The sequence below is a fragment of the Leisingera sp. ANG-M1 genome (assembly GCF_000813745.1).
In the GTDB taxonomy this organism is placed as follows: domain Bacteria; phylum Pseudomonadota; class Alphaproteobacteria; order Rhodobacterales; family Rhodobacteraceae; genus Leisingera.
This window is the reverse complement of sequence record NZ_JWLC01000005.1, coordinates 239974-264703: the sequence shown is the minus strand read 5'-3', so window position 1 is coordinate 264703 and position 24730 is coordinate 239974. Positions and strand designations below refer to the sequence as shown.

The 24730-nt window shown below is 65.1% G+C and carries 27 protein-coding genes; 10 read left to right on the top strand and 17 right to left on the bottom strand.

The features are described 5' to 3' along the window. Window positions 1-44 precede the first annotated feature (44 nt). The gene (locus RA19_RS03565; RefSeq protein ID WP_039159610.1) at window positions 45-1010 is read left to right on the top strand and encodes a LysR family transcriptional regulator; all 966 of its coding nucleotides are present in this window, start codon (window positions 45-47) and stop codon (window positions 1008-1010) included. A 1-nt stretch (window position 1011) separates the two neighbouring features. On the opposite strand, the gene RA19_RS03560 is transcribed toward RA19_RS03565, so the two are convergent. After that, the gene (locus RA19_RS03560) at window positions 1012-1449 is read right to left on the bottom strand and encodes a low molecular weight protein-tyrosine-phosphatase (RefSeq protein WP_039159606.1); all 438 of its coding nucleotides are present in this window, start codon (window positions 1447-1449) and stop codon (window positions 1012-1014) included. Window positions 1450-1499: 50 nt separating this feature from the next. Here RA19_RS03560 and RA19_RS03555 point away from each other — a divergent pair, with 50 nt between their 5' ends. Continuing rightward, complete coding sequence (locus RA19_RS03555) at window positions 1500-2201, top strand: NAD-dependent deacylase (RefSeq protein ID WP_039159605.1); 702 nt, start codon at window positions 1500-1502, stop codon at window positions 2199-2201. A gap of 99 nt (window positions 2202-2300) precedes the next feature. Here the strand turns inward: RA19_RS03555 and RA19_RS03550 are convergent, their stop codons facing one another. The 5 genes from RA19_RS03550 to meaB all read right to left on the bottom strand — a co-directional run bounded on the left by RA19_RS03550 (window position 2301) and on the right by meaB (window position 5543). Next, window positions 2301-2786, bottom strand: coding sequence for a copper chaperone PCu(A)C (locus RA19_RS03550; protein WP_039159603.1), 486 nt, complete (start codon window positions 2784-2786; stop codon window positions 2301-2303). A gap of 56 nt (window positions 2787-2842) precedes the next feature. Continuing rightward, entirely contained in the window at window positions 2843-3193 is a 351-nt protein-coding gene (locus RA19_RS26865; RefSeq protein WP_039159600.1) for a DUF2946 family protein, read from the bottom strand. Window positions 3194-3317: 124 nt separating this feature from the next. Continuing rightward, complete coding sequence (gene rpmB / locus RA19_RS03540) at window positions 3318-3608, bottom strand: 50S ribosomal protein L28 (RefSeq protein WP_039159598.1); 291 nt, start codon at window positions 3606-3608, stop codon at window positions 3318-3320. A 148-nt stretch (window positions 3609-3756) separates the two neighbouring features. After that, the gene (locus RA19_RS03535; RefSeq protein ID WP_039159596.1) at window positions 3757-4560 is read right to left on the bottom strand and encodes a hypothetical protein; all 804 of its coding nucleotides are present in this window, start codon (window positions 4558-4560) and stop codon (window positions 3757-3759) included. A gap of 5 nt (window positions 4561-4565) precedes the next feature. After that, window positions 4566-5543 carry a methylmalonyl Co-A mutase-associated GTPase MeaB gene (meaB, locus tag RA19_RS03530; RefSeq protein WP_052261629.1) on the bottom strand — a complete coding sequence of 326 codons (978 nt, stop codon included), beginning with the start codon at window positions 5541-5543 and terminating at the stop codon, window positions 4566-4568. Window positions 5544-5754: 211 nt separating this feature from the next. Between meaB and hrpB the strand changes: the two genes are divergently transcribed. The 3 genes from hrpB (at window position 5755) to RA19_RS03515 (ending at window position 10539) form a co-directional block, all read left to right on the top strand. Beyond that, entirely contained in the window at window positions 5755-8202 is a 2448-nt protein-coding gene (hrpB, locus tag RA19_RS03525) for an ATP-dependent helicase HrpB (RefSeq protein ID WP_039159594.1), read from the top strand. A 306-nt stretch (window positions 8203-8508) separates the two neighbouring features. Next, the gene (locus RA19_RS03520) at window positions 8509-8967 is read left to right on the top strand and encodes an NUDIX hydrolase (RefSeq protein ID WP_039159592.1); all 459 of its coding nucleotides are present in this window, start codon (window positions 8509-8511) and stop codon (window positions 8965-8967) included. A gap of 90 nt (window positions 8968-9057) precedes the next feature. Further along, the gene (locus tag RA19_RS03515; RefSeq protein ID WP_039159590.1) at window positions 9058-10539 is read left to right on the top strand and encodes an inorganic phosphate transporter; all 1482 of its coding nucleotides are present in this window, start codon (window positions 9058-9060) and stop codon (window positions 10537-10539) included. 66 nt (window positions 10540-10605) lie between these two features. Here RA19_RS03515 and RA19_RS03510 read toward each other — a convergent pair whose 3' ends face one another. The 5 genes from RA19_RS03510 to RA19_RS03490 form a co-directional block, all read right to left on the bottom strand. Continuing rightward, window positions 10606-11325, bottom strand: a complete 720-nt coding sequence (locus RA19_RS03510; RefSeq protein WP_039159589.1) for an SDR family NAD(P)-dependent oxidoreductase — start codon at window positions 11323-11325, stop codon at window positions 10606-10608. 96 nt (window positions 11326-11421) lie between these two features. Further along, a complete protein-coding gene (locus tag RA19_RS03505) occupies window positions 11422-11997 on the bottom strand; it encodes an isochorismatase family protein (RefSeq protein ID WP_039159588.1) in 576 nt (191 codons plus the stop codon). Window positions 11998-12219: 222 nt separating this feature from the next. Beyond that, window positions 12220-12612: an ACT domain-containing protein gene (locus RA19_RS03500; protein WP_039159586.1), complete on the bottom strand. Its 393-nt coding sequence runs from the start codon at window positions 12610-12612 to the stop codon at window positions 12220-12222. Window positions 12613-12614: 2 nt separating this feature from the next. Further along, the gene (argF, locus tag RA19_RS03495; protein ID WP_039159584.1) at window positions 12615-13541 is read right to left on the bottom strand and encodes an ornithine carbamoyltransferase; all 927 of its coding nucleotides are present in this window, start codon (window positions 13539-13541) and stop codon (window positions 12615-12617) included. Window positions 13542-13617: 76 nt separating this feature from the next. After that, window positions 13618-14793: an aspartate aminotransferase family protein gene (locus RA19_RS03490; protein WP_039159695.1), complete on the bottom strand. Its 1176-nt coding sequence runs from the start codon at window positions 14791-14793 to the stop codon at window positions 13618-13620. Between the two features lie 394 nt (window positions 14794-15187). Here RA19_RS03490 and RA19_RS03485 point away from each other — a divergent pair, with 394 nt between their 5' ends. Together RA19_RS03485 and RA19_RS03480 are read left to right on the top strand one after the other, a co-directional pair. Then, a complete protein-coding gene (locus RA19_RS03485) occupies window positions 15188-16099 on the top strand; it encodes a DMT family transporter (protein WP_039159582.1) in 912 nt (303 codons plus the stop codon). 116 nt (window positions 16100-16215) lie between these two features. After that, a complete protein-coding gene (locus tag RA19_RS03480) occupies window positions 16216-17448 on the top strand; it encodes an MFS transporter (protein ID WP_039159580.1) in 1233 nt (410 codons plus the stop codon). A gap of 5 nt (window positions 17449-17453) precedes the next feature. On the opposite strand, the gene RA19_RS03475 is transcribed toward RA19_RS03480, so the two are convergent. Next, a complete protein-coding gene (locus RA19_RS03475; protein ID WP_039159578.1) occupies window positions 17454-18266 on the bottom strand; it encodes an ABC transporter permease in 813 nt (270 codons plus the stop codon). Between the two features lie 162 nt (window positions 18267-18428). On the opposite strand from RA19_RS03475, the gene RA19_RS03470 reads away from it, so the two are divergent. Then, window positions 18429-19025: a GcrA family cell cycle regulator gene (locus RA19_RS03470; RefSeq protein ID WP_039159576.1), complete on the top strand. Its 597-nt coding sequence runs from the start codon at window positions 18429-18431 to the stop codon at window positions 19023-19025. Between the two features lie 66 nt (window positions 19026-19091). Here the strand turns inward: RA19_RS03470 and RA19_RS03465 are convergent, their stop codons facing one another. Beyond that, window positions 19092-19970, bottom strand: a complete 879-nt coding sequence (locus RA19_RS03465) for a LysR family transcriptional regulator (RefSeq protein WP_039159573.1) — start codon at window positions 19968-19970, stop codon at window positions 19092-19094. Between the two features lie 125 nt (window positions 19971-20095). Between RA19_RS03465 and RA19_RS03460 the strand changes: the two genes are divergently transcribed. Next, complete coding sequence (locus RA19_RS03460) at window positions 20096-20944, top strand: alpha/beta fold hydrolase (RefSeq protein ID WP_039159571.1); 849 nt, start codon at window positions 20096-20098, stop codon at window positions 20942-20944. Window positions 20945-21041: 97 nt separating this feature from the next. Here the strand turns inward: RA19_RS03460 and RA19_RS03455 are convergent, their stop codons facing one another. After that, window positions 21042-21560, bottom strand: a complete 519-nt coding sequence (locus RA19_RS03455) for a YHS domain-containing (seleno)protein (protein WP_039132858.1) — start codon at window positions 21558-21560, stop codon at window positions 21042-21044. A 273-nt stretch (window positions 21561-21833) separates the two neighbouring features. Here RA19_RS03455 and yghU point away from each other — a divergent pair, with 273 nt between their 5' ends. Further along, window positions 21834-22709 (top strand): glutathione-dependent disulfide-bond oxidoreductase, encoded by an 876-nt coding sequence (gene yghU, locus RA19_RS03450; protein WP_039159569.1) that lies wholly within the window; start codon window positions 21834-21836, stop codon window positions 22707-22709. A gap of 73 nt (window positions 22710-22782) precedes the next feature. On the opposite strand, the gene RA19_RS03445 is transcribed toward yghU, so the two are convergent. From RA19_RS03445 to RA19_RS03435, 3 genes are all read right to left on the bottom strand, one after another. Further along, entirely contained in the window at window positions 22783-23196 is a 414-nt protein-coding gene (locus tag RA19_RS03445) for an ester cyclase (protein WP_039159567.1), read from the bottom strand. Window positions 23197-23288: 92 nt separating this feature from the next. Continuing rightward, a complete protein-coding gene (locus tag RA19_RS03440; protein ID WP_039159565.1) occupies window positions 23289-24092 on the bottom strand; it encodes an SseB family protein in 804 nt (267 codons plus the stop codon). After that, complete coding sequence (locus RA19_RS03435; protein ID WP_052261628.1) at window positions 24089-24706, bottom strand: uracil-DNA glycosylase family protein; 618 nt, start codon at window positions 24704-24706, stop codon at window positions 24089-24091. Before RA19_RS03435 ends, RA19_RS03440 begins: the two co-directional genes overlap by 4 nt. Between the last annotated feature and the right edge of the window lie 24 nt (window positions 24707-24730).

The following is a 24730-nucleotide window of genomic DNA, read 5'->3' as shown; positions in this document are numbered from 1 at the left end:
GGCGCAACACGGAACATACGGCCTAAGCTATTGGAGCAGTTCAGATGTTGATCAAGGGCGTTACCCTGCGCGGGCTGGAAGTATTTGAGGCTCTGGCCAAGACCGGATCGGTGGCCCAGGCGGCGGAGATGACCGGGCTCAGCCAGCCTGCGGTCAGCCAGCAGATGCGCAACCTGGAGAAGGCGCTGGACAGCGAGCTGATCGACCACGGCCGCCGCCCGATGGTGCTGACGCCGGCCGGGCGCAGTTTTCTGGCCCGCACCGAGGCGGTGCTGGGCGAGCTGCGGCTGGCCCAGAGCGAGCTGACGGTGATGGACCTGACCCACCTGCAGGCGCTCTCGATCGGGCTGATTGATGATTTCGACAATGACCTGACGCCGCGGCTGGCCACCATCCTGGCTGACAGCCTCACCCAGTGCCGGTTCAAGATGATCACCGCTTCCAGCCATGACATCGTGCGCGCCATGGAGGCGCGCGAGCTGCATATCGCGGTGGCCGCCACCACCGGCGAACTTCACGAAGGGCTGGTGGAATACCCGCTGGTGCAGGATCCCTTTATCCTGGTGGCCCCTAAGGGCGCCGTGAGCGATGCGGCGCAGGCGGCCGGGCAGCTGCGCGACTTGCCCTTCCTGCGCTATGCCCGGGAGCAGCTGATCTCGCAGCAGATCGAGGGGCTTTTGGCGCGCCAGAAACTGGAGTTCGAAGACCGGTTCGAGGTCGGCTCGCATCTGGCGCTGATGGCGATGGTGGCGCGGCGGATCGGCTGGGCCGTCACCACGCCGCTAGGTTACATGCGGGCGGGGCGCTTCCACGATCAGATCGACGCCTTCCCGCTGCCCTTTGGCGAGATGTCGCGGACGATCTCTCTGTTCACCGCCGCGGATTGGGCCGACCGGGTGCCGCGCGATGTGGCAGAAACCGTCCGCCGCCTGGTTCAGACCCAGATGATCGACCCGGCGGTGCAGCAGATGCCGTTTCTGGCGGGCGGTTTCCGGGTGATCGCGGATTAAGTCAGAGCGCTGATTTCAGCCCGCTTGCGGCGACTTCAATCAGATCCAGGCAGCCTTCGAAATCGCGGGTGTAATAGGGATCCGGCACGTGGTCCGCGCCTGATTCCGGCGCGTAGTCTGTGAATAGCCGCACCGGAGTTTCGCTGCCTGCGGGACGCAGCGCCTCGATATTCTCCAGATTGCTGGCATCCATCGCGATGATCAGGTCGAATGCGTCAAAATCACCGCGGCGGAACTGCCGCGCGCGCAGGTCCGAGATGTCCAGCCCGCGCGCCCGTGCTGCGGCCTGCATCGGGCCGTAGGGCGGCTCTCCCACGTGATAGGAGGCAGTGCCTGCGCTGTCGGTCTCCGCTTCCGGGCAGAGCGCGCGGAACACGCCTTCGGCGGCCGGCGAGCGGCAGATGTTTCCTAGGCAGACAAACAGAATACGGGTAGGCATTGGGTCATGGCTCCTGCTGGACAGGGGCAGTGATAGGAGGTTCCAGGGCGATGGGGAAGAGTGCGCAGAAGATTGTCATCCTGACCGGCGCGGGCATTTCTGCCGAAAGCGGGCTCGGCACCTTCCGCGACGAAGGCGGGCTTTGGGCGCAGCACCGGATCGAGGATGTGGCAACACCCGAGGGGTTTGCGCGCGATCCAAGCCTGGTGCACGGGTTCTACAATGCGCGGCGGGCGCAGGCAGCCGGGGCGCTGCCCAATGCCGCGCATCAGGCGCTGGCACGGCTGCAGGCGGAACATCCGGGCGAAGTGGTGATCGTGACCCAGAATGTCGACGGGCTGCATGAGGCGGGCGGCGCGTCCCGGGTGCTGCATATGCATGGGACGCTGGCAGACGCACTCTGTGCCGCTTGCGGCCACCGCTGGGTGGCGCCTGCGGAAATGCAGCCTGGCCAGCCCTGCCCCGCCTGTGCCGCGCCTGAGGGGCGGCCCGATGTGGTCTGGTTCGGCGAGATGCCGTATTTCATGGAGGAGATATACGCGCACCTGGCCGCGGCAGATCTGTTTGCCGCCATCGGCACCTCGGGCGAGGTTTACCCGGCCGCGGCCTTTGTCGACGAGGCGCATCTTGCCGGAGCCCATACGGTGGAACTAAACCTGGAGCCCTCCGCCACCGCCTCCCGCTTTGCCGAGCGCCGCTTTGGCCCGGCCAGCGAGACCGTGCCGACCTGGGCGGCTGAGCTGCTCCGCTAGACCCAGGCGGCAAAAAGCCCGCCGCAAGGGCGGGCTTTGGGCGCGAAGGAGGGCTGCAGTGCAGCCTGACGCCGCGCCCGCCCTGCCCCTGTCCCGGGATTAGTTGGAGTGGCCGGAGTGATCGCCGTGCGCTTCAGCCTTGCGCTCCAGATCCACCGGCACTTCGATCTCGATCTCGCCGGCTTTCTCGAACACCAGAGTCACTTTCACCACATCGCCGTGGTTCAGACCTTGGGTCAGGCCCATGAACATCACATGGTCGCCGCCGCGCTTCAGCATGTGAGCGGCGCCTGCGGGCACGGCAAAGCCCTCTTCCACATGCATCATCTTCATGACGCCGTTTGCGTCTTCCTGGTGGGTGTGCAGCTGCACCCGCGCCGCCGCGTCCGAGCGCACATCGATCAGCCGGTCGTCTTCACCGGTATGGTTCATGATTTCCATGAAAGCAGCCCCGGCCTTGGCAGTGGGGGAAGAGACCCGTGCGTATGGGTCATGCACCATGATCTTCCGGGCATCACCGGCAAAGGCGGAGGTGGCAAAGGCGGCGGCAGCAGCGGCTGCCAGAACAACGGATTTCAGGGACATCACATGTCTCCCTTGATTGAGAATGTCAGATTTTGAGGGGGTTCAGAACTGGAAGGTCAGCCAGCCGCCGGCGGCCCCCGGGCGGTGGCCCGCAAAATCTGCTGCGCCCGGCCCCGGGCAGTCTCAGACACAGACGCCCCGCGATGCCCTGCAGGCAGCGGGGCTGCCGCCGCCGGTGAAGGCGCAACCGCATCCAGCAGGTGCATCACGCAATCCGGGCAGTTGTGCGGCGGCTTGGTGGGCTGGCCCTCGCTGTCCACATAGACAACCACCGGACCGGTGCCGGTGCAGATCACCATCTGCCCGGCCGCATCGCGGCTGCCCTGCAAGGCCGCGGCGTTATGCGCGGTCAGCGCAACAGCCAGGGCCAGGATTAGGCCAAGATATCTGCGAAGGGCGGTTCTCATCGGTGCCAGATATGCCCGCGCCCTGCAGCGGCTGCAAGAGCCTTCGCCGCGGCATGTTGTGCAAACGCAAACACCGCGCAGAGTTTCCTCTGCGCGGTGTCCGCTAATCAATCCGGTGAGAAGATTACGCCTGAGCAGCTTGCGCCTTGGCGATCTCTTTCTTCACTTTCAGCGCGGTGGCCGACAGCTCTTCGTCCTTGGCTTTGGCCAGGAACGCGTCCAGGCCGCCACGGTGGTCGACGGAACGCAGAGCGGCTGCGGAGATGCGCAGCTTGATGCCGCGGCCCAGAACTTCGGACTGCAGAGTCACGTCGTTCAGGTTGGGCAGAAAGCGGCGTTTGGTTTTGTTGTTGGCGTGGCTGACATTGTTGCCAGTCATCGGGCCTTTTCCGGTCAGTTCGCAACGGCGCGACATATCATCATCCTTCGTTTCTGGAGGCCTGGGCAGAACCAGGCCAAATCACAAGGGGCGCCGCCATTGGCTGCGCCCGAAAACTGGTCCGCTGCTCTTACGCTCAACCGGCAACAGCGTCAAGTGATTCAACTCAGCTTTCTTGCGGGCCTTACTGCCCCTTTTCCTGAGCCGCCGCAAGCCTCTGCAGGCCGCTATCTGCTGCGGCTCCCAGATGCGGCCTGCCGCGCTGGCGGGCCACCCGTGCCAGCTTCTGCCAATAGGTGCGCGACAGCCGCCGCCGCTGCCGGTGCAAGGCCAGCACCCGCCCCGCGGTCAGCGGCCCGTCGCGCAGCAGCGTCTGCAGGTCCCAGAAACTGCCGCCCTCGCGGATTACCTGGCTGGCCGGGTGGCCGCCGCAGGACAGGCGGCACAGCTGGAGGTCCGAAAACACTGCCTGGATGTACAGCGCATGGTTCAGGTCCATCTTGCGGAACGGGTCAAACAGCACCACCCCCTGCACATCATGGCGGCCATAGCGCACCAGATCGCCCAGCGCCGCGTCAAACGCAGCCGCCTCCTTGCGGCGCCGGTCATGCGGCACCGCGCCTTTGGCAATGGTGTATTGCGGCGACACCGCAATCAGCCGCTTCAAATGCAGCGCTGCCGAAAACCGCAACGCCGCGTATCCACCCATGGAGAAGCCCATGGCGGAGACGTCCGCATAGCCTTTGGTCAGCGCCTTCAGGCTGCGTGACAGCGCTTTGGTCTCGCTGTTGATATACCAGTCATTGTTGCGGGGCTGGATATGCAGATGAGCATAGCCGTGCCCGGTCATATTGCGGACCGGGCCGCGGTCTTCGAACTCTCCGGCCACGGCCACCCGCTGGCGGAAGGTCACAAACAGGCGGTCAGCGCCCGGGTTGAACAGCGAGGCGCGCAGCTTGTCGCCGTCAAACACCCGGGTTTCCTGCATGCGCCTCAGCCTTTCAGATGGTCCTGCAGCATCTGTTCTGCCGCTGCCGCCGGGGTCAATGCCCCCGCGGCCACCAGGGTGGACAGCTCCGCCATCGCGGCCTGGGCGCCTGCCGTATGCAGCCGCGCCAGCAGCGCCTGGCGCACTTCCTGATCAAACCAGTAGCAGGACTGATCGGAGCGGCGGCGCTCCCAATGGCCGTTTTCCTTGCGCCACGCGGTCAGCGCCTGCATTTCCTCCCAAGCCTGCTCAAGCCCGTGCTCCTCGACAGCCGAGACCATCAGCGCCTTGGGAAAATCCTCGGGGTCCTGCTGCCGCTTGCGCAGCAGCCGCAAAGCGCCCGCATAGTCGGCACAGGTACGGGTTGCGACGGGCTTCAGCGCGCCATCGGCCTTGTTCACCAGGATGAGGTCGGCCATCTCCATGATGCCGCGCTTCACCCCCTGAAGCTCATCGCCGCCCGCAGGCGCCAGCAGCAGCAGGAACAGGTCCGACATCTCGGCCACCACGGTTTCCGACTGTCCAACGCCGACGGTTTCGATCAGCACCACGTCGAACCCGGCCGCCTCGCACAGGGCAACCGCCTCGCGCGAGCGGCGGGCGACGCCGCCCAGGTGGCTTTGGCTCGGCGAGGGACGGATAAAGGCGTTCTTCTCGCGGCTGAGGCGCTCCATCCGGGTCTTATCGCCCAGGATCGAGCCGCCGGAACGCGCCGAGCTCGGGTCCACCGCCAGCACTGCCACCCGCAGGCCGAGGCTGGTGAGCAGCATGCCGAAGCTTTCGATGAAGGTGGATTTGCCCACCCCGGGCGTGCCCGACAGGCCGATACGCAGCGACTGGCGCTTGTGCTTGGCCAGCATCGACAGCAGTTCGCCCGCCTTGGCGCGGTGATCCTCGCGGCCGCTTTCCACCAGGGTGATGGCGCGGGCCAGGGCCCTGCGGTCTCCGGTCAAGATCTTTTCGCTCAGCTGTTCGGTATCCATGCGCGCCTTCCTGTCGTGATGGGCGGACCTTGGCGCAAGCCTGCCGGAAATGTCCAGAGCCAGCTGCGCGGTCCGCCTTGCGCCGCGCACTCTACAGGAGGCGGGGCTCTGGAAAACGCGGCAAAAGCGCCACGGCCCGGCTGGTTTGCGCAATCAGCGCAGCACATTGCCCGGCTAGACCTTGCCGCCGCCTTTGGCGATAAGGCGGGTCATGACCAGATTGCCGATCGAAGACGCCCTCCCCGAATTGCTGGATGCGCTGCGCACCTGCAGCCGCGCCGTGCTGCAGGCGCCGCCGGGCGCAGGCAAGACCACACGGGTTCCCTTGGCGATGCTGGAGGCCGGGCTGACCCAGGGCCGTATCGTGATGCTGGAGCCCCGCCGCCTGGCCGCCCGTGCCGCGGCAGAACGGATGGCGGAGACTCTGGGTGAGAAAGCCGGGCAGACCGTCGGCTACCGGGTGCGCGGCGATGCCAAGGTCTCCAAGGCAACCAAAATCGAAGTGGTGACCGAAGGCATCCTGACCCGGATGCTGCAATCCGATCCGGACCTGCCCGGCGTCGGGGCGGTGATCTTTGACGAATTCCACGAACGTTCGCTGAACGCCGATCTCGGCCTGGCCCTGTGCCTGGAGGTCGCCGGCGCCCTGCGCGACGACCTGATCCTGCTGGCGATGTCGGCGACACTGGACGCAGGACCGGTGGCGGCGCTGATGGAGGCGCCGATGGTGACCTCCGAAGGCCGCAGCTTTCCGGTCGGGACCCGCTGGCTGGAGAAGCCCCTGCCTGCGCAAGCCCGACGCCTGGATGCACTGGCCGATCTGGTCGTGCAGGCCGAGCGGGACACCAAGGCCACCGGCGGCGGCATTCTGGTGTTCCTGCCCGGCGAGGGCGAAATTCGCCGCACCGCCGGCGCGCTGGAAAAACGCCTGCCAGCCCACTGCCATATCCGGCCCTTGTTCGGCGCCCTGCCCTTTGCCGAGCAGCGCGCCGCGATCCAGCCCGAGCCGCAAGGCCGCAAGGTGGTGCTGGCCACCTCGATTGCCGAGACCTCGCTGACCATTCAGGACATCCGTGTTGTTGTGGATATGGGCCAGGCCCGGCGCGCACGGTTTGATCCCGGCTCCGGCATGTCAAGGCTAGTGACTGAGAAAGTCACCCGCGCCGAGGCGACCCAGCGCCAGGGCCGTGCCGGCCGCGTGTCTGAGGGCATCTGCTACCGGCTGTGGACCAAGGGCGAAGAAGGCGCGCTGATGGGTTTTCCTCCAGCAGAGATCGAAAGCGCCGACCTCACCGGCCTGGCGCTGGAGCTGGCGCTGTGGGGCGCTTCGCCGGAGGACCTCTCCTTCCTGACCCAGCCGCCTGCGGGCGCTATGGCTGAGGCGCAGGCGCTCTTGCGCATGCTGGGCGGGCTCGATGCGCAGGGGCGGATCACAGAGCACGGAAAAGCGCTGTCCGCTCTGCCTTTGCACCCGCGTCTTGGCCATATGCTGCTGACGGGTGGTCCATCTGCGGCGCCTTTGGCTGCGCTTCTGGGCGAACGCGACCCGCTGCGCGGCGCACCTTCGGATCTGTCCTTGCGGCTGCAAGCCCTGAAGGACCCTAAAGGGTTTGAACGCTCCCGCCCCTATCAGTTGAACCGCCCCGTGGTGGAGCGGATCAAAAGCGAGGCCCGGCGCCTGGAGAAACAGGCGGGCCGCCGCGACGCGGGCCTGCCGGCTGCCGCGATGGCAGCGCTTGCCTACCCCGACCGCATCGGCCAGCGGCGAAAGGGCGATACGCCAAGGTTTGTGCTGTCGGGCGGCAAGGGCGCGGTGCTGGAAGGCGGCGACATGCTGGCAGGCGCGCCCTTCATCGTGGCGCTGGACACTGATGGCAACCCGCGCGAGGCAAAGATCCGCATGGCCGCGCAGATCTCCCAGGGCGAAATCCGCGCGCTGTTCGCGGACCAGATCGCCTGGCACGACACCTGTGCGTGGTCCAAACGCGACCGCCGGGTGGTGGCACGCCAGCAGGAGCGGCTTGGCGCCATCGCACTGGACGACCGGATCTGGAAAGATGTCCCCGGTGATGCGGTGGCGGAAGCCATGCTGGAGGGCGTCCGGGACCTGGGCCTGCGGCTGAGCGGCGCTGCAGCCCGGTTGGCCTCGCGGGTTGAGCTGGTACGGGCGGAAGGCCATGATCTGCCGGACTTCTCCATTCCGGGACTGACAGAACGGCTGGAAGACTGGCTGCTGCCGATGCTGGATGGCGTGAGATCCGCGGAGGACTGGAAACGCTTCGACCCTTTGCCCGCGCTCACAGCCGCACTCAGCTGGGAGCAGACCCAGCTTCTGGACCGCGAAGCGCCGGGCAGCTTTGTTACTCCACTAGGCCGCAAGATCCCGATCGACTATGCGCTGGAAGTGCCGGAGATCGCCGTCCGCCTGCAGGAGCTGTTCGGCGTCAGCCGCCATCCCTCCGTCGGCGGTGTGCCGTTGAAGATCACCCTCCTGTCTCCCGCCCAGCGCCCGATCCAGATCACCCGCGACCTGCCCGGCTTCTGGGCCGGCTCCTATGCCGACGTGCGCAAGGATATGCGCGCGCAATACCCCAAGCACCCCTGGCCCGAAGATCCCACCCAGGAAGACCCGACCCTGAGAGCGAAACGGCGCAAGTAAGCGGGGCGCAGCGCGCCGCAGGCGCGCTGCGCGGCCCAACGGCGGGCGGCGTATCATTGATGCGCAAACCCGCCGGCGGGAGCCCTCCCTGGCTCCGGCACAGGGGGCACGCTCCGGCTTAAGCGCCCCTTCACTTTCCCTTGCTATACTGGCCGGATCCGGAACCTGTGCGCTGAAACGGTCCGCGGCGGCGCCCCATTCCGGCACAACCCGGACGGCAACCTTGAAATTCCGGGCAAGCACACTTACTTTCCCACAGATTCACACAGAAAACGGGGCCAACCCAACATCAAAGGCTGAGCAGACATGACCCGCACCCTGACCCGCGCCTGGGAGGAAATCCTCAGGCCGATGCTGAAGAGACCGAACCGCCTGCAAGTTGCTGCGCTGTGCTACCGCACCTGCGCCGATGGCAAGGAGGTGCTGATGGTCACCAGCCGCGGCACCGGCCGCTGGATCATCCCCAAGGGCTGGCCGATCGAGGGTAAGGACGGTCCGGATTCTGCTCTGCAGGAGGCCTGGGAAGAAGCCGGCGTCAAAAAGGCCAGCATCTCGCAAAAGCCGATTGGCGAATACAACTACATCAAGCGCCGCGATAACGGCGCCGATGAGCCGGTGACCACGCTGATTTTTGCCGCCGAAGTGGAACAGCTCTCGGACGACTACCCGGAGTCCGCCGAGCGCACGCGGCAGTGGATGCGCCCGGAACAGGCTGCAACCCTGGTGCATGAGCCGCAGCTACAGGACGTGCTTCGCCAATTGTAAAAGTTATGTGACATTTTTATGTCAAACGCTTGAACCGCTACCCGAGCGGCGTTAGGCGCGTGCGCAGACCTCGGAATCAGGAATGCGACGATGAGCGATGCACCGCAGCGCACCCAATGGAACACGCTGGACAAGGATCTGAACCGGATCTCCCAGCTTGAACTGGCCACAGCCTATGTCTCCCGCCCGCTGGTGGCGCCCGGCATCGCGCTGGCCTTCATCGTGCTGGCCGGCCTCGCCGCGGGCGTCTTCTTCGGCGGCTCGGCGATGAGCATGGTGGTGATCGCCGCCGCCGCGTTCGGCGCTTATATGGCGATCAACATCGGCGCCAACGACGTTGCCAACAACATGGGGCCGGCCGTGGGCGCCAACGCGCTGACCATGGGCGGCGCCATTGTAATTGCCGCCATCTGCGAAAGCGCAGGCGCGCTCCTGGCGGGCGGCGATGTGGTCTCGACCATTTCCAAAGGCATTATCGACCCCGCCGCTGTTGCCAATGGCAGCATCTTCATCTGGGCGATGATGGCGGCGCTGATCTCCTCGGCGCTGTGGGTGAACCTGGCAACCTGGGTCGGCGCGCCGGTCTCCACCACCCATTCGGTGGTCGGCGGCGTGCTGGGCGCAGGCGTTGCCGCCGCGGGCACCGCAGCCGTGAACTGGCCCACCATGGGCAAGATCGCCGCCAGCTGGGTGATCTCGCCGGTGCTGGGCGGGGTGATCGCCGCTCTGTTCCTGGCCTTCATCAAGGCCAAGATCATCTATCAGGACGACAAGATCGCCGCCGCCCGCCGCTGGGTGCCGGTGCTGGTGGGCATCATGGCCGGGGCCTTTGGCGCCTACCTGGCCCTCAAAGGCCTGAAGAAAATCATCAAGATCGACCTGCAGACCGCGCTCTTGATCGGTGCCGCAGCCGGTGCGCTGGCCTATGTCATCACCGCGCCGCTGATCAAGCGCCAGTCCGAAGGCATGGAAAACCGCAACAAGTCGCTGAAAGCGCTGTTCGGCCTGCCGCTGGTGATCTCTGCGGGCCTTCTGTCCTTTGCCCATGGCGCCAATGATGTTGCCAACGCAGTCGGACCGCTGGCCGCCATCGTGCATGCCACCGAGTTCGGCGACTTTGCCTCCAAGGTTGCGATCCCGACCTGGGTGATGGTGATCGGCGCCTTCGGCATTTCTTTCGGCCTGTTCTTGTTCGGCCCCAAGCTGATCCGCATGGTCGGCAGCCAGATCACCAAGCTGAACCCGATGCGCGCTTACTGCGTGTCGCTGTCGGCCGCGATCACCGTGATTGTCGCCAGCTGGCTGGGCCTGCCGGTCTCCTCCACCCATATCGCGGTGGGCGCGGTGTTCGGCGTCGGCTTCTTCCGCGAATGGCACATGGAGCGCCGCCTGAAGAAATCCGCCGCAGGCCGCCCCGAGGCCAAGCGGATTGCGCCAGAGGAACGCCGCCGCCGCAAGCTGGTGCGCCGCAGCCACTTCATGACCATCGTCGCCGCCTGGGTGATCACCGTGCCCGCAGCGGCGCTGCTGTCGGCCGTGATCTACCTGCTGCTGAACAGCATCGTCGGCTGATCCGCTCTGCACCCAACACAGAAAGCCCCCGCGCCATCCGGCCGCGGGGGCTTTCTTTTGGGCTGCTCAGAATCTTTCGACCCAGGGCCGCAGAACCAGCTCGTCACTCCAGGCTGAGCGGTTCTGGTTGATCAGATGCATGTACTCCTGCGCAATTGCATACGGGTCGAGCATGCTGTCCGGGTTGTCCGCAGCCTCCACCCGCTCGGGGCGCGAAGCATTGCGGATGCCTCCATCAATATTGACCCAGGCCACATGGATGCCTTTGGGATGCAGCTCCCGCGCCATTGCCTGCGCCAGCCCACGCTGCGCAAACTTGCCCATGGCAAAAGGCGCCGACTGGGCAAAGCCTTTGACCCCAGCCGAAGCGCCGGTGAAAAGGATCGTCCCGAGCCGCCCCTCCGCGGGCTGTTGCATCAGCATCCGCCGCGCTGCCGCCTGCCCTAGCAAGAAAGCGCCATGGGCAGTGACCTCCACCGCCTTGCGGACGGCGTCCGGGTCTAGTTCAGTCAATGGCCCGCGCACCCGGGCCGAAGGGTTGTAGCAGGCCACCCTCAGATCACCCGGCAAACTCTCGACAAGCTTGCTGATGCCCTCCGCATCGGTGCCGTCCAGCTGGTGCAGCTCTGCACCTGTTTCGGCGGCAAGTGCTTCCAGCTTGCCAGTTCCGCGCGCGGTGAGATGCAGCGCGTAGCCCGCTCCCGCCAGCGCCCGGGCAAAGGAGGCCGACAGCCCCGCCCCCGCCCCTACAATCAGTGCAACCGGTTTTGTTGATGTCTGCGCCATTGCAAGGCCTCCGCTGTTCCGACTTCAGAAAGCTGGCGGCAGAAGAGCTCCGGTTCAAGAGGCGGCAAGGGCAAATCCTTGCATCCTATACCGGGCTCAGGCCGGTGCGGCAGCCGGCAGCTGCGCAAGCACCTCCGAGGCGGGCAGCACCGGGCCGAATCCGGCATGCAGCGCCGACAGTGTCACTTCCAGCACCTGTTCCGCATCCAGCATGCCGCCTTTCCGGGCCGGCATGTCAAAGGCGATCAGCGCATCCTCCACAACCTGGATTCCAAACCCCAGATTGGCCGCTGAGCGGGCTGTCGAGTTGACGCAGAAGGCTGCAACCCCGCCCGCGATCACCAGCCGGGTGATGCCGTCCTGGCGCAGATGCTGCTCCAGCCCGGTGCCGGTGAACCCGGAGGAGCCGGTTTTCCAGAACACCGCCTCGCCCTCTGCCGGGGCGGCGCATGCCATTGGCTGGCCGCTGGGCAGATCACGGCGGAACTTGCTTTCGGGGCGCGGATCGTCATGCATCACATGCACGACGGGCAGCCCGGCCGCACGGAAAGCTGCGGCCAGTTCCGCAATCCTGTCTTCCGCCTGCGGATTGGCCCGCTGGCGCCCGGAGGCGGTCACATTGGCCATCTCCTGCTGCATGTCGACAATCAGCAAAGCTGTGGTCCGGTCCATGAAAATTCCCTCGCGTCTGAATACCGGCGCAAGAGTTGCAGAGCCGCGCGGCGGTGACCAGCCCAATCCCCGCTGCCGCTGAGCTTCAGAGCACTTCCGCCGCGTCAGACGCAATGCGCCGGGCCATAGGCCCGGCGCCACGCCCAACTGGCAAGGGCCATTCCATGGAATGGCCCGCGGCAGGCGGGAGAGCTCCCCGCCCCGCACGCAAAACTCAGCAGCCTAGCCCCGGACTTTCACCTGATGCCCAGCCGCCCGCCATGCGTCTTGAGCCGCCGCCAGCTCCGTTTTCCGGACCAGCAGATAGTCCCGGTAGAAGGTCGAGATGGCAAAGACCCCGAGCCCGGCTTCCGAGACGGGCCGCACAGCGGACAGGACTACGCCCGGCGCGTCGAAATCATAGAGATCAGAAACCTGAAACGCCGCCCAGCCCGCAGAGCTTTCAGTGCCTTCAGGCACCCGTTCTGCCAGGCAGACCACCGAGATTTCATCTTCGGCATGGGTGACATTGACCAGCCCCGGCCCGCCGGCCCACGCGGGCACGGCGGCACCGGGCGCAAGCCGCGACACGGCGTATTCGCCGGGCAGCCCGCGCAACAGCAGCTTGATGGCCACGCTCAGCCCTCGAGGCACCAGCGCATGATGGCCTTTTGCGCGTGCAGACGGTTTTCCGCCTCGTCAAAGATCACCGACTGCGGACCGTCCATCACGGCGCTGGTCACCTCTTCCTCGCGGTGGGCCGGCAGGCAGTGCATGAACAGCGCATCGGGCTTGGCATGCGCCATCAGCTCGTCGTTGACCTGATAGGGGCGCAGCATGTTGTGCCGGCGTTCCTTGGAGGACTGGCTGTCATGCATCGACACCCAGGTGTCGGCCACCACCAGATCGGCGCCTTCAACCGCCTTGGCCGCATCGCGCTCGATCACAATCTTGGATCCGGCTTTGCGCGCCAGCCCCATGAATTCCTCCTCGGGATCCAGCTGCGCCGGGCCGGTGAAGGTCAGGTCAAAACCGAACTGGCCGGCCGCGTGGATGAAGGAGGCGCAAACGTTATTGCCGTCGCCTGCCCAAACAACCTTCTTGCCCTTGATCGACCCGCGGTGCTCTTCATAGGTCAGCACGTCGGCCATGATCTGGCAGGGATGGGTGCGGTCGGTGAGGCCGTTGATCACCGGCACATCGGCGTATTCTGCCATCTCGGTCAGCACCGTTTCATCGAAGGTGCGGATCATGATCATGTCCACGTAGCGGCTGAGGACGCGGGCGGTGTCGGCGATGGTTTCGCCATGGCCCAGCTGCATGTCCTTGCCGCTCAGCACCATGGTTTGGCCGCCCATCTGGCGCACACCGACGTCAAAGGACACCCGGGTCCGGGTCGAGGGTTTTTCGAAGATCAGCGCAACCATGCGGTCCTTCAGCGGCAGCTCATCGTCCAAAGCCGCCTTGGGGCGGCCAAACCGCGCCTGTTTGGTGGCGCCGGCCTGGTCGATAATGCTGCGCAGATCGGCAGGGTCGGTTTTGTGGATGTCGAGGAAATGGTTCATGACTGTATCGCTTGTTTCTGGCGAAGGCCGGGGGCGCTGCCCCCGGACCCCCGGGATATTTCGGGCAAGAGGAAGATCAGGCAGCTGCGACCTGAGCCGCGGCTTTCTCCAGGCGGCTGACAGCCTCGGCGATGTCTTCATCGGTGAGGGTCAACGGCGGCAGCAGCCGGATCACATTGTCTGCAGCCGGAACCGTGATCAGGTCGTTGTCATAGCCTGCGTTTACCACATCGATGTTGGCCGCCTTGCACTTTAGACCCAGCATCAGCCCGGCGCCGCGCACCTCTTCGAAGACCTCCGGGTGATCGGCGATCAGCCCCTCCAGCTTCTGCCGCAAAAGCCCGGCCTTGCGGTTCACTTCCGCCAGGAACGCCTCATCCGCCACGTAGTCCATCACAGCGCAGCCGACGGCGCAGCCCAGCGGGTTGCCGCCATAGGTGGAGCCATGGGTGCCTGCTGTCATGCCGCTGGCTGCATCTTCGGTCGCCAGCACCGCGCCCAGCGGGAAGCCGCCGCCGATGCCCTTGGCCACCATCATGATGTCAGGACTGACGCCTGCCCATTCATGGGCAAACAGCTTGCCGGTCCGCCCCACACCGCATTGCACCTCGTCCAGGATCAGCAAGAGGCCATGTTCATCGCAGATCGCCCGCAGCGCCTTCAGCTCCGCATCGGGAACCGGGCGGATACCACCCTCGCCCTGCACCGGCTCGATCATGATCGCGGCGGTTGCCTCGGAGACGGCATTGGTCACGCCATCCAGATCGCCAAAAGTAAGATGCACAAAACCCGGCAGCAGCGGGCCGAACCCCTTGGTCATCTTCTCAGAGCCGGCAGCAGCAATCCCTGCAGACGAGCGGCCATGGAAGGAGCCGTCAAAGGTGATGATCTCCACCCGCTCCGGCTGGCCCTTGTCGTAGAAATACTTGCGCGCCATCTTCACCGCCAGCTCGCAGGCCTCGGTGCCGGAGTTGGTGAAGAACACAGTGTCGGCAAAGGTATGTTCCACCAGCTTGTCCGCCAGCGCCTGCTGCTGCGGAATGTGATAGAGGTTGGAGACGTGCCACAGGTTCTGCGCCTGCGACGTCAGCGCCTCCACCAGCGCCGGATGCGCATGGCCCAGCGCGTTCACCGCGATGCCGGACCCCAGATCCAGAAAGCGTCGCCCGTCCGCCGTAGTCAGCCAGGCGCCTTCGCCTTTGACGAACTCAAGCGGTGCACGGTTGTAGGTTGGCAGAACGGACGGGATCATCAGGATCATCCTTTTGGTGATGTGAAGCCAAAGCTGTGACGCAAGCCAGGCCATAGGTCAACGGAATTGGGAGGGAATGTGCCGTCAGATGGCACAACAGATCAAAGGGCCGTTTACGCCAGGCGGCGTCGGCGTCGCGAGATGGTGATATTTGCGCGTTTGATCATGGGCAGGCTCCATAACGGAGGTTTTCCCAAAAGAAAACCCCTTCCGTGCGACACTGCCGCCCTTTTGGAAGCCCCTCCGCCTGCCGCTTTCCTCTTGCCTCAAATATCCCGGGGTGAATTGGCCAACGGCCAAGAGGGGCAGCGCCCCTCTTCCTTCCGGCAAAATACGTCCGCGGCCGCAGCCTTTCCCCTTGCATCCCGCGGCGGCTTGCCGCACCGCTTGGGCCATGAGCATCGCCACACCGCAGAACCCAGCCCTGGCCGCCGCCCTGATCCTGGCAGCAACCACCTTCATTGCAGCCACAACGCTGATGGCCAAAGCGCTGGGGACAGACGTTCTGGGCACGCCGCTGCACCCGATGCAGATCAGCCACGGGCGGTTTCTGTTTGCCTTCATGGGGATCTCAACTGGGGTGCTGATCCTGCGCCCCCAGTTCATCCGGCCGCATTGGGGCTATCACATCGGCCGCACCTCCTTTGGCTGGGCGGGTGTCACGCTGATGTTTGCCTCCGTCGCCTATATCCCGCTGGCGGATGCCACCGCGATCACCTTCCTGAACCCGGTCTTCGGCATGCTGCTGGCGATCCCGCTCCTGGGCGAGCGTGTCGGCCCCTGGCGCTGGGGTGCTGCGCTGATTGCCATGATCGGTGCGATGATCCTGCTGCGGCCCACGCCTGCCAGCTTCCAACCCGCGGCACTGCTGGCGCTGACAGCCGCGGCGGTGATGGGGATGGAGCTGATCTTCATCAAGAAACTGGCAGGCCGCGAAGCGCCGTTGCAGGTCCTGTGGTTCAACAACCTGCTGGGCCTGGCCATCGCGACCTGCGCGGTGCTGCCGGTCTGGCAGATGCCAACGCCTGCGCAATGGGGTGCGCTGGCAGCGCTCGGCCTTTTGATGGCCTGCGCCCAGGCCTGTTTCATCAACGGCATGGCGCGGGCCGATGCGTCATTTGTGGCGCCTTTCAGCTATGCCACGCTGGTCTTTGCCGCGCTCTATGACTTCCTGGGATTTGGTGCGGTGCCGGATGCCATCTCCGTGCTGGGTGCGGTGATCATCCTGGCGGGCGCCGCCATTCTAGCCTGGCGGGAGGGGCGGCAAAGACCCCATGACCGCGCCCCGGCGCCCGCCGCGAAATAGGCTTCACGTAAAGTTTCTCCCAGCCCCAGGCCCGGCAGCGACCGCCGCGTCGAAAACCGGCATTTTCCGTTCAGGTTCCGCCTCCACCCTGACTTTCAGCGGGACAGGAGGGACAGATGCACGAGCGGCGGATACCTGATTGGCTGCGCCACGCGCCGGTGCCTTCGGTGCGGGACTTCGGCATCCTTGCGGGGCTTGAGGCAGTGGTGCGCGGCATCCTGATCTCAGTGTTTCCGCTGATCATGTACCGGGCACTGGGAGACGCCGGCCTTGTCTCGGCGTCCTACTTCGCCGTGGGTGTGCTGTCGCTGATTGCCGGGATGATGGTGCCAGGGCTGATCCGGCTGCTGCCGCGCCGCTGGGCCTATTCGCTGGGGGCTGCGATGTTTGTCCTGTCCGCCGGTTTTGCCATAGAGGGCAGCCCGGCCTCGGTGCTGGCGGCGCTGGCGCTTAACACCGTGGCGGCGGTGGTCACCTTCATCTGCTTCAACGCCTATGTGCTGGATTACATCGCCCGGGTGGAGCTCGGCAGGTGCGAGACCTCGCGGATGTTCTATTCTGCGGTAGGCTGGACCGCCGGGCCGGTGGCCGGTGTGCTGCTCTTGGAGTGGTGGGCGCCTGTCCCCTTTCTGATCTCCGGCGGTGCGGCGCTGATCCAGCTGGCAGCGTTTTGGTGGATGCGGATGGGTAACGGCAAGCAGATCGCCCGGGCGCGCGGGCCGGCCTCCAGCCCACTTAAATACCTGCCCCGCTTCCTGGCCCAGCCGCGGCTGGTCACCGGCTGGCTGTTTGCGGTGATCCGCTCGGCGGGCTGGTGGATCTATGTGGTCTACCTGCCGATCTTTGCCATCGAAAAGGGCCTGGGCGAGGAGCTGGGCGGCATCCTTTTGTCTGCCACCAATGCAGCCCTGTTCGGCGCGCCGCTGCTGCTGCGGCTGGTGCAGCGCCACTCGATCCGGCTGGCCGTGCGCACCGGTTTCCTGGGCGTGACCCTCTGCTTCGGCGCCGCGGGCTTTGCCCAGGGCTGGCCGGTGGCGTCGATTGCGCTGCTGGTCGCAGGCTCTGCCGCGCTGATCTTGCTGGATATCTGCGCAGGCCTTCCGTTCCTGATGGCGGTGAAACCCTCGGAGCGGACCGAGATGTCGGCGGTCTATTCCAGCTACCGCGATATCTCCGGCATTCTGACGCCAGGGGCGGCTTGGCTGGTGCTGTTGGTGGCGCCTGTTGCGGGCATCTTTACCGCGGGCGCTGCCGCCACCGCAGCGGCCGTCTGGCTAGCGGGCAAGCTGCACCCGCGCCTGGGACACCGCAAGCTGGCACCCGCCGCCGAGCCGGTGCCAGCGGAATAGCGGGGTTAGGGTTTCAGCCGGTAGCCGGTGCGCAGCATCACCCAAGCCAGGGTGCAGACCGCAAGCGTGGCGCCGCTGCAGACCGCCAGCCCCAGCCAGGGGGAACTGTCGGAGGTGCCGATCACCCCGAATCGCACCCCGTCGATCAGGTAGAACACCGGGTTCACATGGCTGATCGCCTTCAGCACCGGCGGCAGCGCCTCAACCGAATAGAAGGTGCCTGAGAGGAACGCCAAGGGCGTCACGATGAAATTGGTAATCGCCGCCATCTGGTCGAATTTGTCGGCAAATACCCCGGCGACGATGCCCAGGCCGCCCAGAAACGCCGCCCCCAGCACGATGAACACCAGCGCCACCAGCGGATGCGCAGGCACGATCTGAAGCACTGCCATCAGCCCCAGACCGATCGCCAGCGCCACCAATGTGCCGCGGGCAACGGCCCCTGCCAGGTAGCCCAGCAGGATCTCCAGCCCCGACAGGGGCGGCATCAGCGTGTCGACGATATTGCCCTGCACCTTGGCAATCACGATCGAGGAGGACGTATTGGCAAAGGCGTTCTGGATCACGGTCATCATCATGATGCCCGGCGCCAGAAAGGTCAGGAACGGCACCCCCATCACATCGCCGCGCTTCGGCCCGATGGCGATGTTGAAGATCATCAGAAACAGCGCCGCGGTCATCAATGGTGCCAGCAGGGTCTGGGTCCAGACCGCCAGGAACCGCTTCACCTCGCGCCAGGCCAGCGCCTTCAGCCCCATCCAGTTCACGTGCCCGAACCGGCGCGCGCCTAGTTCGACCTGATAGCCCTGATCCGCCATGCTGCCCTCGCATTATTCGTTGCATTGCCTGCATAACCTCTGCGGCTTGGGGCGCAAGATGCCTTGTAACTCCGCCCGTAGTGATTAAAATAGGAGATCACACGGAATTTAATGGCGGCCCGCAGAACCCCTGGGGCCGCTATTGGCTTGGAAAGGCAACATATGTCCTGGACAGACGAGCGCGTCGAACTGCTCAAGAAAATGTGGGGCGAGGGCCAGTCGGCCAGCCAGATCGCCAAGGAACTGGGCGGCGTCACCCGCAACGCTGTGATCGGCAAGGTGCACCGCCTCGGCCTGTCCAACCGCAACAGCGGCGGCGCCAAGGCAGCCGAGCCCAAGGAAAAGCCCGCAGCAGCGCCCGCCGCCGCGGCGCCCAAACCTGCGGCTGCGCCCAAGCCCAAGCCGCAGCCCAAGACCGAACCGGCCCGCCCGGCCGCTGCTCAGCCTGCGGCTGAGGCAAAACCCGCGACTCCGGCGCGCCGTCAGATCATCCCGGCCGGCCAGCCGCTGCCGCCGCAGCCTTCGGCCAATGAAATCAGCCCCGAGGCGCTGGCCAAGGTGAACGAGGTCGAGAAGAAGGCCAAGAAGCTGAGCCTGATGGACCTGACCGAGCGCACCTGCAAATGGCCGGTGGGCGACCCGGCGACCGAGGACTTCTGGTTCTGCGGCCTGCCGGCGCAGCAGGGCAAACCCTATTGCGAAGCGCATGTGGGCGTGGCCTTCCAGCCGATGTCCTCGCGCCGCGACCGCCGCCGCTGAGGCCCCGGTCATACAGTCTTCGAAACCCGCGCCCCGGCGCGGGTTTTTTGTTTTGACGGCAGCGGATTATGCGGCGCTCAGGCTGTTTTGACCGGCAGACTCCCTTGCGATTTCCGCCGCCAGGGACTTGGCCGCGACGGAGCGGGACTTGGCCGCAATCCGAACCACATAAGCAATCGGCGGCGGCGGCGGGCCCATCACATGGTCGATGACCTCCATCTGCGGCGTGATATGGCGGGCGTTGAGCAAAGCCACACCCAGCCCGGACAAAACACCGGAGGCGATCCCGGCCACACTGGCGCATTCCAGGACAGTGACCAGCCCTGCCCCGCGCTCTGATCCGGCCTCCTCGGCCCAATGCTTGTAGAAACACTGCGCGTCAAAGGCCAGGAACGGCACCGGGCGGTCCGGCAGCAAGGGCAGATCGGGTGATTTCACCCAATGCAGGCTGTCTTCATAAAGCACCGTGTCCGACGGCTGCAGCCGGCTCTGGAAAATCTGCATCACCGCCAGATCCGCTTCGCCGCGCGCCAGCTGCTGCTCCAGCGTCAGGCTTTGCGCCACGTGAGTGCGCACCTGAACCTCGGGGTGCAGCCGGGCAAACCGGCCCAGGATGCGCGACAGCCCGCTGCTGGTGGTGTCCTCGGTCATGCCCAGCCGGATGCTGCCCTTGAGCGGCTGGCTGGCGAGGCTGGCCAGGGCCTCGTCATGCAGAGCCAGAATACGGCGGGCATAGCCCAGAAGCCGCTGACCATCTTCGGTAAACAGGGGCCCCCCGGTGCGCCGCGCCAGCAGGCTGCGGCCCAGCCGCTCCTCCAAGCGTTTGATTTTATGCGAGACCGCCGATTGCGACAGCGCCAGATGCTCCGCCGCCCGGGTCACCCCGCCGCAGTCCTGCACCGCGCAAAGCGCCTGCAGCACGTCGATGTCCATCCGATGGCTCATACGGGTCTCCTGATTCCGGCTCTTGCGACAAGTATGACAAATTTCGATCACTACATCAAATCAACTCATTTGAGTCATTGACTAATTAGCATCATGTTCGGTCCTAGCAAAAAAGGAGCTGAAACATGGACCACATTGTCACAGAAAATGTGCTGATCAACGGCACCCGCATCACCCACGGCGTGCATGGCGCGGGCACGCCGGTTGTGCTGATCCACGGCACCCCGTCCTCTTCGCTGATCTGGCGCAATGTCATGCCGGCGCTGGTGGAGGCAGGCCACCAGGTGCATGTCTACGACCTGCTGGGCTACGGGCTGTCCGAACGCCCCGCCGATCCGGCCATCGACACCTCGATCAGCGCGCAGGTGCCGGTTCTGGAGGGGCTGCTGGACTATTGGGGGCTGGAGAGCACCCATGTGATCGCGCACGACATTGGCGGCGCCGTCGCCAAGCGCCTCGGCGTCTTCTCCCCCGAACGGCTGCGCTCGCTGACGCTGATCGACGTGGTCAGCTATGACAGCTACCCGTCAAAACGCACCCGCCAGCAGATGCAGGACGGGCTGGAGGCGCTGATCAAGAAGCCTGATGCCGATCACCGCGCGCATTTCCGGGAGTGGCTGCTGTCGGCAGTTCAAAACCAGCAGCAGCTGATAGACGGGCCGCTGCAGACCTACCTGGATTTCATCTCCGGCCCTATCGGCCAGGGCAGCCTGTTCCAGCATCAGGTCCGCCACTATGATCCCAAGCACACGATGGGAATTGCAGACCGCCTGCATGAGCTGGGCAAGCTGCCGGTCAAGCTGATCTGGGGCGCGGATGACGCGTGGCAGGTCGCGGACTGGGCCTACCGGCTGCAGGAAGCAATCCCGGGCTCCGAGTTGGACGTGCTGGAGAATTGCGGCCATTTTGCGATGGAGGACCAGCCCGGGCGGATTTCGCAGCTGCTGTTGGATTTCCTGGCCCGGAACAGCTAGGGCTTCCTATTTAGCGAACAAAAAAACCCGCGCTCGCCAGCGCGGGTTTCCTGTCTTGCCTGTTGATACAGCAGGCCTTCCGCGGCCCGCGCCCGGATCAGTTGGCGACCGGGCCTTCCGAGGTGAATTTCGGGATCACGCTGTCCGAGGCCGCTTTCGGCTCGATCCCCGGCCAGTTGCCTTCGGCCAGGTTGATGTTGCCCGGGATGTCTTCTTCCCAGAAGCCGACCACTACGTCGGTGATGTTCAGATACAGCTTGTCGTCGACGATGCGCCACAGGTTCGGGTTGGCCGGCACTTTGCCGCCCTTGGAGACGCCATAGGCGCAGTGGCCGTCATACTGCGGTGCGTAATAGGCCGGGTTTGCCGCGAACTTGTCGCGGTTCTCGGCCGAGGAGAACGCCCAGGTTGCGCCGTTGTATTCCGCGGTGAAATCCGTGCTGCCGCGCACCGGCGCGGTCTGCGGCGTGCCAACCGGGTTCATTTCCAGGCTGCGGTAGGCCACCACATCATAGCCCGACACGGCATAGCCGGTGCCGTCGACATACTGCTCGCCCGCAAAGGCCGGCATTGCAAAGGACAGCGCTGCCGCAGCAGCAAGTGCAAAACGCTTCATGAAATCATCCCTTTCATCGGTGATCGCTTCAACTTGGGCACCGGCATCCTATCCGGCTTCGGGTCAAACATTATAGGGCCTGAAACAAATGCGAAGGGGGTCTCACGCCTCTGTGTCCGCATGCGCTGGTTCTGTGAACTTTTGAAAAATTTCAGCCGCCCATACCTTCCAGTCATTGGAATTTGTAAATATCCCCTTATCTCTGCCTGAGCCGATCGCCGAAGCATGTGCGATTGACCCTATTCAGGAAACAATCAGAACAAGGCCCGACAGATGAGCGACACCCCCTACACCCCGCCGAAAGTCTGGAAATGGGAACAAGGCAATGGCGGCGAGTTTGCCTCGATCAACCGTCCGATCGCCGGTGCGACCCATGACAAAGAGCTGCCCGCAGGCAAGCACCCCTTTCAGCTCTATTCGCTGGCAACCCCGAACGGGGTGAAGGTCACCGTGATGTTCGAAGAGCTGCTGGCCGCGGGCCACGCAGACGCCGAATATGACGCCTGGCTGATCAAGATCGGCGACGGCGACCAGTTCGGCTCGGGCTTTGTCGAGGTAAACCCGAACTCCAAGATCCCGGCCCTTCTGGACCGCAGCGGCGACGAACCAATCCGTGTGTTCGAAAGCGGTTCGATCCTGCTGCATCTGGCCGAAAAATTCGGCGCCTTCCTGCCCAAAGAGGGCGCTGCCCGCACCGAGGTGATGAACTGGCTGTTCTGGCAGATGGGCAGCGCGCCTTACCTGGGCGGCGGCTTTGGGCATTTCTATGCCTATGCACCGGAGAAATGGCAGTATCCGATCGACCGCTTCACCATGGAAACCAAGCGCCAGCTGGATGTGCTGGACCGTCAGCTGGCAGAGCATGAGTTTATCGCAGGCAGCGAATACTCCATCGCTGACATCGCCATCTGGCCCTGGTACGGCCAGCTGGTTCTGGGCCGCAACTATGGCGACGCCGCTGAGTTCCTGGACGCGGCCAGCTACACCAATGTGGTCCGCTGGGCCCAGGCCATCGATGCCCGCCCGGCGGTGCAGCGCGGCCGTATGGTGAACCGCTCGTTCGGCGACCTGGAGATGCAGCTCCACGAACGCCACGACGCCAGCGACTTCGAAACCCGCACCCAGGACAAGCTGGAAGCGGCGGAGTAAACGCCCCGCCTGCAAACCGCAGGTTCAAGAAAAGCTGAGCGCCCGCCACGCTGCGGGCGCTTTTCGTTGCGCCCTACATCCAGCCTAGCTGTGTAAGGGCGTGCACGTCGTTCCAGACCTTGGTCATATGGCGGATCTTGCCCCCGTCGAAATCCAGCACATAAACATAGTCGGAGGCGACCTTTTTACCGGTCGGCGCACCATTGCCTGCATCCGCAGTATGGGTGCCGTGGAACACTGCGAACAGGATCACCCGGCTGCCGTCCTCATCCACAGCAATGGATTTGAACTCGGCATGGGCGTCCGGCAATGGTGTCAGCAGCCCCTTGGCCCACTCGGTATAGGCTGCAAGCGTTTTGACCTCTGCCAGCGCGTCCGACTGGACGGAGAAGCTCGCATCCGGCGTGCACCATTCCTGGCACACATCCCATCCCTTGCCGGCATCGCAGGCCTCGCAGAAATCATGGGCTGTCTGTTTAATGGCCATCGTTCTCTCCCTCCCTGCTGTATGGCGGGCACAGGCCGCAGCCCTGCCCTTGCAGCAGCAGATAAGGCGAAAACCGCGGAGGGCGAGAAAACCTATTTCAAGCGAGGAGGCTTGTCCGGGTCGCTGCCGGGCATCACCGGCTTCACTTCCTGAACCGCCTCAGGCTGCGGCAGGTCAAAGCGCAGGCCAACACGGGCCAGGCTGGCCGCCACCGGGTCCCCTGCCTCGAAGAAGCCGACATCCATCGCGCCGGCCTCAATGCCGGAAAAGGTGAGCGCTTCGCTGGCCGCTTTCGCAAGCGAGGCGCGTGCGGCCTCCTTGGCGCCGACGAAGCCCAGAAGGTGCCCTTGCCCGCCGCCCTCATAGCGCACGCCCGAAAGGTAAGCCGCCGCAGCCAGCCCGCCCGCAGTGGCAAGCTTGGCGTCCAGCGCTGTCAGCAGTGCCTCCGGCAGGCCCTTGGGGGCAGTAAACTCCGTCACCCCGGCCTCAACCTCTTCCGGCGCGTGGCCCAAGGTCCGGTGCAGCCAGCCTATGGCGTCCGCCGGGATCAGAAAGGCCGAGGGCGCCACTTCCAGGTTCAGCCCCAGACCAATTCCCTGGCCATCCCCTTGCCCGGTCAGCATCTGCACGATTACCCGGCCCGACAGCGCGGCATAAGGCACTGCCCGCCCGGCAAACTGCGCCAGCCGCTCCTCGCGGTCGAACACCAGCACAAAGGCGCCTTCCGGCGTCTCAAACAGCTCAGGCGAGATCTGCTCCCCTTCCGCCTCTGCCGCCAGCATCAGGAACAGCTCGGCATCCGCCAGCCGCTCGTAGAACCGCAGCCTTGCGGCATCATCCTCGGGGGCAGCTTCCATCGCCGCATGGGCCAGATCCAGCGGGGTTTGTTCGCTCATCGCATCAGCTCCTTCACCCGGGCCTGCAAAACCGGCAGCAGCTCGGCTTCGAACCAGGGGTTATTCTTCAGCCATGCGGTATTACGCCAGGACGGATGCGGCAAGGGGAAGACCTGCGGCGCATGATCCCGCCAGCCCTGCACCAGTGGCGTCACCGGCCCCTTCACCCCCAGGTGATACCGCTGCGCATGGGCCCCCACCAGCACCTTGAGCTGGACCTCCGGCAAATGCGCCATCACCTGATCATGCCAAGTCCTGCCGCAGATAGCGGGCGGCGGCAGATCGGCTTTCTTGTCGTTGTAGCCCGGAAAGCAGAACCCCATTGGCACCACTGCCACCCGGTCCTTGTCATAGAACTCCGCCTCGGACAGCCCCAGCCAGGCGCGCAGCCGGTCGCCTGAGGGGTCGGTGAACGGCCGCCCGCTTTCATGCACCCGGGCGCCGGGCGCCTGCCCCGCGATCAGTATCCGCGCAGAGGGGCGGAACCACACCACCGGCCGCGGTTCATGGGCAGTGGCGGTGGCGGCAAACCGCTCTGCGCAGATCCGGCAGCTGCGAATCTCCGCTTTCAGCCGCCTGGCCGCCTCGATTGTTTCCGGACTGGAACCAGTCATCTCTTGCCCCGCTTTCCGCCATAG